Here is a 12,511-nt window from a genome sequence, read left to right as displayed (position 1 = left end):
GTTGAGCGATACGTCGAGGCCCTCGGGTAAAGAGTTCGATTTGGTCAAATCAGCCACCCGGTTCAATCGGAGCTGCGTGTGATCAAAGACACCAACCAGGTCGCTGCCAACCGGGGCGTTAACGAACGAGTTACTCGCCTGTCGACGTGGCATCTGGATTGGTCTGCTATTGCCGTGACCAGCTCCACTGACAGGCTAGCTGCACTGACCGGCTAGCTGCCCTGACCGGCTAGGTGCACACGCAATCTCGGCGTGTTGGCTCGGGGTTACCTCGCCGTCCAACCGCCGTCGACGGTCAGAATCGTTCCGGTCGTGTAGCTTGCCGCAGGACTGGCCAAGTAGATTGCGGCTCCCTGGATCTCCTTCAATTCCCCCCAGCGTTCCAGCGCCGTTGCGCCGACGATAAACTGTCTCGCCTCTTCACTCTCCGCGATCGGCACGTTCATCGGGGTTAAGAAAGGCCCCGGGCAGATTGCATTGACCATGATTTTGTCGAGCGCGAACTCTAAACTGAGTGCGCGGGTCATTTGCACAACCGCTCCTTTGCTGCTGGCGTACGGAGTTCGATTCGCCAAGCCAACCAGACCGAGCGTGCTGGCCATATTGATGATCCGACCGTACTGCTGCTGTTTCATCGATACTGAAACATACTTGCAACAAAGCCACATTGCTTCGACATTAATGCTCTGCACCTGGCGGAATTCTTCCAGCGATAGCTTCTCGATCGGACCACGAATATTGATGCCCGCGTTATTGAGCAGGATGTCGATTCGACCGAATTCGTTCATACAGCGAGCAACCATCGCGACGACTTGATCCTCGCTCGAAACATCCGCTGCCATGCCAATCGCTCGGATGGGATACTCATTGGCGATTCTAGTTGCCGCTGCTTTCGCTTCATCCTCATTGCGACTGACAATCAGCAGGTGGGCTCCCGCCGATGCCAGGCCGGCCGCCATCGCCTCGCCAAGTCCTTTCGATCCGCCGGTAACGATTGCCACCTGATTGGTGAGTTGAAATTGAGCGAGGCCGGGCCAACGATGCATCGATATTATTCTGCGTAGAGGGAGCGATAAATTCGTCTTCCAGAGCTAGCTGAATCGCCCTGGATACAGGTAGACAACACAGTGTGATCTGAATCCATCTTAATTGATCTTTGATCCATGCAGGTCCGGGTGCTGGGCAAGAACATAGCAGTTGGGTCAGATCGCTTGCGGCGGTAATGCGTTCCGGGCCCACGATGTGCTCCGGCCTCGCGAACGTCCAAGCTCGATGGAAACCGCTGTGAAGAACTCAATCAAACGATACCGATGTACTCCGTGGGGACGACCGCAGTCGCTGGTCCGCTCCTGGCGTGGCGAATCCCTGCCGAACATTCGTTCGTCGGGGAGACGTTTTAAAAACCGGATCGGGTACGGCAGTCAGTGGAAGAGCACTGTCCACTGCACGCTGTCGGATGGCGAGGTCGGGTAAGGCCAAAATTATGTTGCGGTGAGGTACTGAAACGCTAGAATGGTCGAGTTGACTCACACATTTGTCGACCAATCCCGCCTTCACCGCCTCCCGCCTCCCGCCTCCCGCCTCCAGTCGTCTCACGATCGCCAACCGTCGCCGATACCGCTGCTGCGGGTGTAGGAGTTCTTGAAGTTGGGCCTGTTCGGATCGAATTGTTTCGACAAGTCCACACCGAATTCTGACAGACGACCGTCCTTTCCTAAAAAGAGAACAATCATGTTCAGTCGCAGAAGAATGCTGCAGGGAATCGCAGCTAGCACCGGTGCCGCATTGGGCGTTTCGCTTGGTCGAGAAAGTTTGATGGCCTCGCCCGCTAGTCCTGCTACGCCAAAGCGAATCGTGTTCTTCATGCAGAACCAGGGCTTCGATCCAAAAACATGTGTCCCTTCCGGAATGACCAGCAGCGGCTCGCTGGCCAAAGCGAAACTTCCCGAGCCCATCAGTGCCCTCGAGCCTTACAAGGAACGACTGCATATCATCAACGGTCTGCATGGCATTCACACGAGTCCTTCGCACAGTGCATTTTTTGGTGCGTTGGGCGGGTATCGCGGTAGTGATGGGGTGCCACCCAGCGCCTCGACGATCGATTATGAGCTCAGCAAGACTCTGCCTCAGACGCTGTTGCCTCATCTCTGCATTGGCATGGACTCAATTGAGAACATGAAGACCAAACCCACCATTGCAACGCTATCTGCCAGCGGTGCCGGTCAGCCAATTTTCATGCACTCCAATCCGAACCATCTCTATCAGATGTTGTACGGTGGGATCTCGTCAGGCGACATTCGACGCCAACACGAAGCGCGATCGAGCGTGATGAATCAAGTCGAAAGACTGGCTGTCGCGAAGGGGCGATCGCTTCCCGCCTCCGATCAACAACGATACGGACAATTTGTCAGTGGTTTTCAAGACGTCAACGGCCTCAGAACTCGTCTCGACTCGGTTGCGGGACAGCTGCGAAAATTCGCACCCACGGTAGACGAGCGCTACACTTCGCCCGAGTTCGAAACGGACTGGCACGATAGCTTACTCGACCTGGGCATTTCGGCCCTGACGTCCGGAATCACCAATACGCTGACGATCGGCTCAGGTCGGGGCGAAATCTTTGGTGCTTGGAAGGGACTCGGCGTTGAGCAACAAGGGCACAACCTGGGGCATATGGATCAACCTGACAATCCCATTTGGATCAAGATCCGGCAATACAACAGTCGCATGTTGGTTCGAATCATGGAGGCGCTCGAGAGCGTTCCAGAAGGCAGCGGAACCATGATGGACAATACGCTGATCGTGTACACCAGCAATAACGCGGACAAACAGCACACCAATGGCGCCAACTGGCCGGTCATGCTGTTGGGTAACTTGGACGGCGCTTTCAAATCGGGCTGTTTCACGCAACTTGATGGCAAGCGACCGATCAACGCGCTCTACACATCGTTGCTGCGAGCGGCAGGCCAAAATTGCGATCGTTTCAACATGGACGACAAAATGGCGAAGAAGTTCGACACCGGTACCGGCCCGCTCAAAGAAGTGCTGGCATGAGAAGAGTTAGACTCGCTCTGGCGTTGAGTTTCGCGTGGTGTTTGGTCTCTGCAGCAAACGCCCAGACGTACACACCCGGCCATGTCAACAGCGACGACTTTGCCAACCTTGCTGAATCGTTTCTCACAACTTACTGCATCGACTGTCACGGCGAGTCTTACCCGGAAGGAGATCTTTCACTCGCGGGTTTAGCGCCCATTGATGAAGTCAACGCCAGCACGTGGACGAGTGTGTGGGCGCAGGTGGCCCTGAAAGAGATGCCGCCCCAGGACGCCGAGGAGCCCGGCGTGATTGAGCGTCTACAGTTTTCCGATGCGATCGTTGGCGAGTTAACGCGCGTCTTGCGAGATAAGGGCGGTTTTCATGCTCACCTTGACCCTGACAAAGGAAACTTTGTTGACCACGACTTGCTGTTCGGTCCGCTGCCCGCCGGCATTGAGCTGGAACCAACATCATCGCCAGCACGCATCTGGCGGGTTACTCCCCAGGAACACATCACGCGGCTGAACGAATTAATCAATACGGAAGCAAGGTTCGACCCCAAGAAACCTGGACTTCGCACCCACGGCGACGTGGTCCCCACCAATCATGGAGGTGAACTCAAACTCTACTTCGGCACCGATCGTATTATTCAGTGGCAGGGCGGAACAGTCGCGTACGCCACCTCGGTTAAGAGTGTGCCTGCGATCCTGTCGTCGGCGCGTCACCATGGACTGGAAAACTACCCGGACTTTTATACTGTTAACAGCGCCGAAGCGACGCAGATTCTGGGCATCGCAGGCGATATCCTCCGTTACATGGCCGACGGCCCGCTGAGCATCGCCGAGCCCTACCAGATCACGGACGATCCCAAGTCGATCGCGGATAAAATGAAGGGGGACCTTCGTGGCCTACCGACGAGTTTGGTCTACAGCACCAAAATTGTCCGACCGCTAACACCCGTCCACGATCTGATGCGTGAAGAAGTGGTTACCGAAAAAACGCTACGCGCCGCGGTGGATTATCTCTTCGAAGCATTGACGTTTCGCCCGCCGAGTGAAACGGAGTCGAACGATTATCTGGCAATCGTCAACCAGGCGATCGACAAGCTCGGTAAACAAGATGGAGCAGTCCTTGGTCTATCCGCCATTTTCCTGGACCGCGACGCGCTCTTTCGACCGGAGTTAGCTGAGAACGGCGAGCCTGACAAACATGGACGCGTTATGCTTCAGGACTGGGAACTGGGTATGGCGATCAACCATGCACTGCGCTACATCCGGCCAGACGCTGACCTGCGTGCCGCCATTGTGGAAGGGCGAATGCGTACTCGGGCAGACGTTAAGCGTGAAGTTGAACGAATGCTGGCTGATGAGAGCATTCGCAAGCCGCGCGTCCTGCGTTTCTTCCGCGAGTATTTCGACTACGACCTGGGCGGATACATCTGTAAAGACACACCAGCACTGGCCGATACCGGCGCCAACAACAAGGGACAGGCCCATTACCGAGCCATGTTCGATGCCACGGCGAGCACGGATCGCTTGATCGAACTTATTCTGAGCGCGGACACGGACGTCCTGAAGCAGCTACTGACCACTGACAAGGTGGTCGCTACCAAAGCGGACAATATCTATTTCGGCACCAAACGTTCACGCGAGGCAGTCGCGGCGTCCATGGCGGCCGAGAAAAATGCAAACGCGCTGGCGGCGAAGGAAGCGGCTGCTGAGATCGAGGCGTGGCGGAAAGCCAACCCAGGAAAGGAACCACCGACACCTCGGAAATTCAAGAACCCACGCGTTACGAATCACAGCGTCGCCGCAGCAGACTTGACCGGACCGCAGATCTACGCTCGCGTGAGTCGGCGTAGTTTCGGTCGTGGATCCATGACGCCGGAACGAGTATTGGCAACCGTCCCGAAAGGTGAAAGGCTTGGCATCCTGACCCATCCCAGCTGGCTGGTGTCTCACTCAGACGCCATGGACAACCACGCCATCCGGCGCGGCCGCTGGATACAGGAACGGCTGCTCGGGGGTGGTATCCCTGACGTGCCGATTACCGTCGATGCGATGCTGCCCGATGAGCCGGGCAACACGCTGCGTGAGCGGATGCGGGTGACCCAAGAAGATTATTGCTGGACGTGTCATAAGAAAATGGATCCGCTGGGCCTCCCGTTTGAAATGTACAATCACGCGGGTCTGCACCGACTCACTGAACTCAACAAACCTGTCGATACATCCGGCGAAATCATCGACTCGGGCGATCCCAGCTTGGACGGCAAAGTCACTGACGCTATCGACATGATTCGAAAGCTCGCTGACAGCGAGCGCGCCGAACAGGTTTTTGTCCGTCATGCGTTCCGATTTTGGATGGGCCGTAATGAGACGCTCCACGATGGGCCCGTGCTCCAAGAAGCCCACCGCGCGTACCAAGAGAGTGGCGGTAGCATGAACGCCCTCCTGGTATCGCTACTCACCTCCGATGCATTCCTGTTCCGCAAGTAATCAGACGGGGTGCCGTCGGGGAGGTCTGGACGTCAATGCGTATTTGCCGGTTTGCTTATCCTCGCTGGCGCTTCGGTTTAGCGATTGTGCATGCGGACAGGGAAGGCAACGCACTCCACAGGCTGGTATCCCTGGTGACGGATGATTGCTAGGATTTTCCGCTGCCGTCACTCGACAGCGTCTCCAACTCTCATTCCATCAGGTAATCGAACAATGAAGAAACACGAATGGCGTGAGACCACCGAGGACGGGGCAACTCGGCTCGTCACCGCTTCGCGACATGCGGGGAAATGGCAACTCCGGTCGCGACTCAAATCGGACGTGGAGTGGACGCTCTTTCCCGAGATCCCGCTCGACGATCTCGAAACACTGCACGACATTGTCTCGAAGAAATCTCGCAGACGACGTGTGCCGGAAAGCCACGTCGTCGAACTCGAAGCGCTGCTCGCGGCGGCGAAACGTCGAAAATAACGTTTCACGCGGTATGTCTAGAACTCTGCTTTCTCGTTGCCGTTGTCGTCGTATCGGACAAAAGCAAAGTAACAATAGCTGACCGGGAGCGCCGGCAGTGTCAACAGGAAGAACCACGATACGGATGCGGAAAGCAATACGACGAAGCAGACGAAGGACATCCACACCCATTTCGTATCTCGCCAAAGCCCCTGTAACTGTTCCATTAAATGTCCGCCTCGGAGTCTTCCAAGTTAGTTCGAAGGATACGGGGGGGAATTCAACAAATCCGGTACCGTATTCGCATCCTGAATGGTGGCATCCTGTGGGTGATCGGTCAACCTGAGGTGGCTGCGTCAAATCGTCAACAGGATCCTGCCGCGCCGGGGTGTCCTGGGAACAATCACCCTCGGAGCAGTGGTTCAATCATTCCCGTGCTATCGGCAAACTGTTGCAATGGAACGCCCATTAGTCTCGCTTGGGTCAGCCAAAGATTTGCCAATGGCGTGCCCTCTGGCATATTGATGTGCTGTCCCGACTGAACGTGTTCGCCGCCCCCAGCGACAATGATGGGGAGGTCGTTGTATTGGTGGGTTGAACCATCCCCCAATCCGGACCCATAGGTGAACAACGTATTGTCCAGTAGAGACGTGCCATCGGCGTCTTCAATTGCATCCATCCTCTCGACCAAATACGCAAACTGCTGCATATGAAAATGATCAACCTTCAGCAGATCGTCGATCATTTCGGTCTGATTGTGTGACATCTGGTGATGACTTCGTGGCTTGTCAAATAGCCCTTCGAATCGATACGGTGTGTCCCATCGCTCAGGGCCAATCATGAACGTCGCCACGTTGGTCAGCCCCGTCTGAAGGGCCACGACCATCAGGTCTCCCATCAAGCGAATGTACTCTCCGCGGGGGAGGTAATCCGCCTTCGGCTCGTCGAAATGAACTGTCGCCAGCTCAGCTTTCATCGCCTCGAGACGGTCCATCTGCGTTTCAATCGTGCGGATGGACTCGAAGTATTCAGCAAATTTTTGCCGATCAGCGTAGCCAAGGTCTCTGCGTAGCGAGGCTGCGTCCTCAAGAACGAGGTCGGTGATGTCGCGGTATTGAGCAATTTCCTTCGTGGAAAAAAGCCGGCGATACATCTTGCGGGGATCGCGAATGGAGGGCGCTACGTGCCCGGTTCCATACCATGAGATATTGTCGAAATAAATGGACTCTTTGTTGTCACGGTGACTATTGCAACTGAACTCCAGTGTTGGAAAAGCCGTTGTTGCAGACACATGATCGGCGACCAGATGATCGAGCGTGCGGTCGAGAGGCCAAGCGGTTCCTTCGATGGTGTAGGGAACCGCGCTACTGAGGTAACAAGATCCACACTGGGCATGCACATCGGTGCCTTGCTGAAAAACGCGATCCATGCCTGTGATCAAGTTAATCTTACTTTTCGATGCCTCCAGGGGCTGCATGGTCGGCGTCAATTCCTCGAGCGGCTTGGCAAAGAAACGGGGATCCTGCTTGCTCAACGACTTCATCAAGTTCCCCAGGTTTCCCTTGGGGATCACACTTTGCGCCTCGCCCGGAAAGAACCCGCGTCGGACAACACCGATCGGCACATAGTAGTGTGCCATTCGCAGAGGTCTCACCGCTTCGGGTGCGGCGGCGAAACTCTCCATCCAAGGAAGCGATAGTGCAACTCCGCCCATTCCGCGGAGGATCGTTCTACGCGACGTTTTTCTCATCGTTCGGTTCCACTGAATTGTGCGGGAGGGCTGACGGGATTGTGTTTACGTCGGAAGGGCTCACTCAGGATGACCTGTTTCACGAGCGTCTGCATTTTATAGTTGTCCGCTGCGCAGTTGGCCGTGATTTTGTCGAGAGCGAGATGGTCAGCTGCATCGAGTTGGCGAGCAAGAGCAAAGGAAAGGAGGTGACCGCCTAAACCACGTGTGAATCTGTCTTGCTCAGCAAGAATGGCATCCTTGAACTCGATGACGGTCGAAAACTCATGTTTCTGGAACAGTTTCCCCTCCATGTCGATTTCACGGCCGTTCTCATAGTGATCACGCCAAACGCCGATGGGATTGTAATTCTCCAACGCAAATCCGAGTGGATCGATCTGTTCGTGACAGCCTTTGCAATCCGAACGTTTCCGATGCATCTCCAGCCGTTCACGCAGGGTGAGGTTCTCCTCCGCGGCGGATGGGGTATCGTCCAAAGCTGGGACATCAGCCGGTGGGGGATCCGGTGGATTATTAAAGATGACCGCCGAAATCCACGCTCCACGTGTGATCGGCTGCGTTCGCTCGGGACCGGACGTCATCGTCATCACGGCCGCGTTGGTGATCACGCCCCCATGGCGTCGGTCGGTCACAGGCAACCGCTGAAACCGCAGGACGGCGACCTCTCCGCCTGTCCCCTTCCGCCCGGTGCCCTTCCGCCCGGTGGCTGGCGGCTGGTACGCGTCCTCCAACAGACCAGACCGATATGTGAAATCGGAATCCACCAGCTGAGTGATCGGTTGATTTTCGATGAGAACCGTTTCGAAAATCAACAAGGGCTCGATCATCATGTGCATACTGTCGCGGAACTTCAGGTAGTAAAACTCCGGATATTTATCAGGACTGGGAACCGACGAAACGATCCGTTCCAACTGCAGCCACTGGGTTGGAAAACTATCGCAGAAACGTTTCAGTTTTGGATCCTTTAGCATCCGGTCGGCTTGCTCTTCCAAAACGACGGGATCTCCTAGTTCGCCCTTGGATGCCAGATTCAATAGCAATTGATCTGGCAGACTCCCCCACAGAAAAAAGGAGAGACGCGAAGCGAGCTCAAAATCGTCCACTTCTTTCCCGTCCTCATCTTCGTGGGACGTTTCATACAGATACAGAAACCTGGGAGACGCGATGACCGCTGCAGCGACCGCCTTCATTGCATCGGTGAACGGGACACCCGATTGGATCTGTGCATTGGTAAATGCGGAATATCGCGCGAGCGTTTCCGCAGTCACAGGACGCCGAAAGGCCTCCGTGAGAAACGGACGCAGGCGTCCCGCCACCTCGCCCTGGAGATCATGTTCGTTACGCGGGGCAGCGAAAAACTTACTCCAAATGCCTACGTTGCGTGGATCGAAATCAGGACTCTGAGTGATGGACTGGCCCAGCTGTAAGAAGGATTCCATTAGCAGCGGTGACAACGAAAGATGATCTGCTTGATTATCGAATCCGTGCTCCGCTCGCAGATCTTGCGGAAATGCGGTGACGCCTCCAAGTCGCGATTCGATCATCTGAGACTTTCCCAGTGGCCGACTGCCGACGGCGACGACGTCGGCCATGCGTCCGGAGCTCGGATTGAAGTACCCGTTGTGCTCCCGCATCATCCGCTCAGGAAGAGTGAAGACGGCGCACTTCAGCTGAAACAAATCCGTCACTGCGTTATTGTATTGAAACCGGTTCATTCGCCGAATGGGCGTTTGGGAGTATGGACGCTGCTGAGCGATCGACGTACGTAGAATCGACGTCAGCTGCTCAATCAAATGTTCACGGAGTCCCGGCTCAAGAGGCGGTTCGTCGAGAGGTGGCATTTCGTTGAGATCCAGCGCATCGATCACTGTCCGGATCAGCTCTGGCTGTGCGATCAAGGATTCTTCGTCGAGCGACGCAAGATCCATGTCCGCTTCGCGTTCATCTGCGGAACCATGACACTTAGCACAGTGTCGTTTCAGAGCCGGCGAAATGACTTCAGTAAAGGGGCTGGCAGCATGGGCAGGGATACAATCCGTGATCACGACCAATGCAATCCACAAGATTGCAGCGAGCCGTCGTGTCGGTTCACAACGCGCGAGGTTTTTTCTGTTTTCGTCAGAGAACCGCATGGGCGAGTCATTTCAAAAGCAACGAATAAAAAACGATCCGAGTGTTTGCGAATCGTAACAAATAGCTTAACAGCAATCCGACAGGAGAACATCGAACCGGGCACTTCCATCACCGAACCGACGCAAAAGCGACGAACGACCAGAAAACTGAGATGCGTCGGAGGCGGACAGTGACGCCTCAGCGGGCAGGGGTGCGACTGTGCAGCAAACCTGCATTCGAGACGCCACGACCGCGTCTGTCCGACGAGGCGAACTCATGTCGTGGGGGCGGTTATTTCAGCCAAGCTGGCACACTCTCATTTTCCGTCCACTCCCGCACGCGTCGATCCAGCTTATCACCCTCCCAGCGATCGTCTCCCGCGGGGAGGGCATCGATCTTGGGCAACCATCGTCGATGCTCAGCCACGACATCGGCGAACTCCGACAGACCCGCCAAATTTGTATGCTCTCCAGGATCGCTCCGGTGATCATAAAGTTCTTCGGTCCCATCACGATATCGTATGTATCTCCAATCATTGCTACGAACCGAGTGGTTCCGATAGTACCAAGTTGAAAGTACGGGAGTGTCACGCGGCGTCTTGGGATCCTGGATCTGTGGAAGGAGACTCGCACCATCGAGCTCGGCGGTGGCGGGGAGGCCACATAGATCGATCAGCGTCGGGTAGACATCCAACAGACTGACCGCTTCGGAGCAACTGCTACCGGTTGCCTGGCCCGGTAACCGAATGCACAGAGGAACACGGGTTGATTCCTCCCACAGCGACTGTTTCCGCCAGTGCTTCTTCTCGCCCAAGTGCTGGCCATGGTCAGACCACAAGACAACAATCGTGTTCTCGGCGTGTTGGCTGTTGGCGAGCGCATCGAGAACTTTGCCAACCTGAGCATCGGCAAATGAAACGCATGCCAGATAGCCAAAGATCATCTCACGCCAGTAACTATCGCTCAGATTCACGACGGCATAATGGTCACCGGCGGGAAGCGTACCGTATGCAATTGATTTTCCCATCATGGGAATATCTGCCATTTCGTCATCGGGCACGTCAGGCAACTGGATGTCGTCTAGATTGTAGAGATCAAAAAACTCTCGTGGTGCCGTGTAGGGAACATGCGGCCTGACAAAGCCCACGGCCAGAAAGAACGGTTTCGTGTGGTCACGACGAAGTTGTTCGGACGCCCAGTCGGCAGTCAACTCGTCGAACATCATGCCGCCGGGAATATCATCGCGATCCAATGCCCCGTAACACAGCGAGTGTCCATCGGCGTACTCCTCACCATATCGATCAACGATTTGGCTGCCGCGTTTTGGAAACGGGTAAAACATTTTCCCTCCGTAACCATCACCACGGGCGAGCAATTCTTTGGGAATCTTGTACGTGGGAGCTGTTTCATCCCAAAAATCCTTTGTACGATCCTTATAATCAGAAACACCCTGGTGGAAAACTTTGCCGCAGGCCAATGTTTCGTATCCGTGATCGCGGAAATACTGCGGCAGCATCTTGTGATCACCCATCACCTCGTCATACGATTTCCGCATGGCCGCCGTCGATGCATACCAGCCCGAGCGACTGGGATGGATGCCACTCAACAGTGAGTTTCGCGACGCCGTGCACACAGCCTGCGAGCAATGAGCATTCGTAAACAGGACACTCTCATGGAACAGCTTGTCCATATGCGGTGTCTGAGCCTGATGGTTGCCTCCTAGGCTGCCTTCCCAATCGTTCAAATCGTCGACCGAAATGAAAAGTACGTTGGGTTTCTCGTGCGGACCGTTTGCAGGTTTCAGGCGTTTCGAATTGGAGCGTTTCGATAACGCAGTGGCGAAACGTTGGCCGAGCTGCCACTGGCTCTGAGCATCGAGGTGCGTGCCCTCATCCCAGGTCGTCAACCCGCGTGCAGGTGCAACCTCTACGTTGGCCATCGACGAGCCGACGCCTCGCTGAGCAGCACGGACAGTGTCACGTCGTCCATTGTCAAACACTTCACCGATAACCACGGGCAAGTCAGGGCTCCCGACGTCTTGTCGAATACGGTTGATCAATTCGGTCAACCGCATTCGGTATCGTTGCTCGCTCGACCGACTGTCCGATTCGCCTTGATGCCATAGTAATCCGCGAATCACATACGAATGCCCCTTGTAGGTCAGCTCTGACGTTGCCAGCTCAATCGTTTCGATAAAATCGCGATAGCAGGGACCTTGAGAATCCGGTTCTCCCGCACGCCCAGGATTCCAGTCCACACGCAGACTGGTGCCCCCTTTGGCCCCCTTGATCAAGCCGAGTTTATTCGCAGTAGTCGATCGAGCAACCGTTGCGGCAAACCCAATCTCGGGGCCAAATTTGGTCGACGGCAACGCGCCCTTGAATTTCGGCGGCACGCTGAATCCCGTCGCTAGCGGACTCCAACCGTCGCTGGCGTGCGGAGGATTTCGGTAGAAAATCATCGCGTCGGCAGGGCAACGTCGCTGTGTTTCGGAGAGTTCGTCGGCGTCACCCCGGCCATCCATATTGGATTGTCCAGCGAGCAGGTACACGTCATAGACATCTGCATGCAGATGTTTGCTGCCAAGCATCACCACTAGAAAAAGCAACAGTCTCGGGAAAGTCATGGCATCACATCTGGTAGTAGTTTGCGAATAAATAAAATTGGCTCAT

The 12,511-nt window shown here is 55.5% G+C and carries 8 protein-coding genes; 3 read left to right on the top strand and 5 right to left on the bottom strand.

Translation table 11 applies throughout. From position 1 onward, the window contains the following. Positions 1-266: 266 nt before the first annotated feature. Positions 267-1,046, bottom strand: a complete 780-nt coding sequence (locus tag Poly21_RS09315) for an SDR family NAD(P)-dependent oxidoreductase (protein WP_146406552.1) — start codon at positions 1,044-1,046, stop codon at positions 267-269. 685 nt (positions 1,047-1,731) lie between these two features. Between Poly21_RS09315 and Poly21_RS09310 the strand changes: the two genes are divergently transcribed. From Poly21_RS09310 to Poly21_RS09300, 3 genes are all read left to right on the top strand, one after another. Next, positions 1,732-3,051, top strand: coding sequence for a DUF1552 domain-containing protein (locus Poly21_RS09310; RefSeq protein WP_146406551.1), 1,320 nt, complete (start codon positions 1,732-1,734; stop codon positions 3,049-3,051). Then, positions 3,048-5,528, top strand: coding sequence for a DUF1588 domain-containing protein (locus Poly21_RS09305; protein WP_146406550.1), 2,481 nt, complete (start codon positions 3,048-3,050; stop codon positions 5,526-5,528). The genes Poly21_RS09310 and Poly21_RS09305 overlap by 4 nt, the downstream gene beginning before the upstream one ends. Positions 5,529-5,741: 213 nt before the next feature. Then, positions 5,742-5,999 (top strand): hypothetical protein, encoded by a 258-nt coding sequence (locus Poly21_RS09300; RefSeq protein ID WP_146406549.1) that lies wholly within the window; start codon positions 5,742-5,744, stop codon positions 5,997-5,999. A 17-nt stretch (positions 6,000-6,016) separates the two neighbouring features. Here the strand turns inward: Poly21_RS09300 and Poly21_RS09295 are convergent, their stop codons facing one another. From Poly21_RS09295 to Poly21_RS09280, 4 genes are all read right to left on the bottom strand, one after another. Continuing rightward, complete coding sequence (locus tag Poly21_RS09295; RefSeq protein ID WP_146406548.1) at positions 6,017-6,205, bottom strand: hypothetical protein; 189 nt, start codon at positions 6,203-6,205, stop codon at positions 6,017-6,019. 176 nt (positions 6,206-6,381) lie between these two features. Further along, on the bottom strand, positions 6,382-7,728 hold the full coding sequence (locus Poly21_RS09290; protein ID WP_146406547.1) for a DUF1552 domain-containing protein: 1,347 nt from the start codon (positions 7,726-7,728) through the stop codon (positions 6,382-6,384). Next, a complete protein-coding gene (locus Poly21_RS09285) occupies positions 7,725-9,860 on the bottom strand; it encodes a DUF1592 domain-containing protein (protein ID WP_146406546.1) in 2,136 nt (711 codons plus the stop codon). Before Poly21_RS09285 ends, Poly21_RS09290 begins: the two co-directional genes overlap by 4 nt. A gap of 271 nt (positions 9,861-10,131) precedes the next feature. Next, complete coding sequence (locus Poly21_RS09280; protein ID WP_146406545.1) at positions 10,132-12,465, bottom strand: sulfatase-like hydrolase/transferase; 2,334 nt, start codon at positions 12,463-12,465, stop codon at positions 10,132-10,134. Positions 12,466-12,511 lie beyond the last annotated feature (46 nt).

Source organism: Allorhodopirellula heiligendammensis, from assembly GCF_007860105.1.
GTDB classification, from domain to species: Bacteria; Planctomycetota; Planctomycetia; order Pirellulales; family Pirellulaceae; genus Rhodopirellula; species Rhodopirellula heiligendammensis.
The sequence above is the reverse complement of the archived record's forward strand: the minus strand, read 5'-3'. Positions and strand labels throughout refer to the sequence as shown.

What these genes read in the sequence shown, in the direction of transcription:
- Poly21_RS09305 (WP_146406550.1), top strand. Translation starts at nt 3,048, where the DNA reads ATGAGAAGAGTTAGACTCGCTCTGGCGTTGAGTTTCGCGTGGTGTTTG.
- Poly21_RS09290 (WP_146406547.1), bottom strand. Translation starts at nt 7,728, where the DNA reads ATGAGAAAAACGTCGCGTAGAACGATCCTCCGCGGAATGGGCGGAGTT.
- Poly21_RS09295 (WP_146406548.1), bottom strand. Translation starts at nt 6,205, where the DNA reads ATGGAACAGTTACAGGGGCTTTGGCGAGATACGAAATGGGTGTGGATG.
- Poly21_RS09310 (WP_146406551.1), top strand. Translation starts at nt 1,732, where the DNA reads ATGTTCAGTCGCAGAAGAATGCTGCAGGGAATCGCAGCTAGCACCGGT.
- Poly21_RS09315 (WP_146406552.1), bottom strand. Translation starts at nt 1,046, where the DNA reads ATGCATCGTTGGCCCGGCCTCGCTCAATTTCAACTCACCAATCAGGTG.
- Poly21_RS09285 (WP_146406546.1), bottom strand. Translation starts at nt 9,860, where the DNA reads ATGCGGTTCTCTGACGAAAACAGAAAAAACCTCGCGCGTTGTGAACCG.
- Poly21_RS09300 (WP_146406549.1), top strand. Translation starts at nt 5,742, where the DNA reads ATGAAGAAACACGAATGGCGTGAGACCACCGAGGACGGGGCAACTCGG.
- Poly21_RS09280 (WP_146406545.1), bottom strand. Translation starts at nt 12,465, where the DNA reads ATGACTTTCCCGAGACTGTTGCTTTTTCTAGTGGTGATGCTTGGCAGC.